Annotated in this window: 1 protein-coding gene; it reads right to left on the bottom strand. The window is 34.5% G+C overall.

What is annotated here, in order from left to right:
• On the bottom strand, nt 1-293 hold a 293-nt coding region (locus tag TY19_RS00005), incomplete at both ends, for a transposase (RefSeq protein WP_042277852.1).

Below are 293 nucleotides of genomic sequence, written 5' to 3' on the forward strand. Positions count from 1 at the left end.
TAACTTTCCAAACAGACCCTTGGAAAGGGTTTCAGCCATCGATACATCAGATACATTACTTGGTGTAAGTTGAAAAGCTAAAATTTCCCCGCTGTCATTAATCATTATGTGTAATTTGAAACCGTAAAACCATCCTGAAATAGTCTTCCCTCTTTTTGCTATCCCTGCAAATACCTTATTTCGCAAAATTCTTTTATGATGACATACTGCTATTAATGTAGAATCAATAAAAGATATTCCCGTCACTTTACCTTTTCTGTGCATGAGGTAAGCAAATAAAGGAACAAACATAT

Origin of the sequence: Candidatus Protochlamydia sp. R18 (assembly GCF_000648255.1) — a bacterium.
In the GTDB taxonomy this organism is placed as follows: Bacteria; Chlamydiota; Chlamydiia; order Chlamydiales; family Parachlamydiaceae; genus Protochlamydia; species Protochlamydia amoebophila.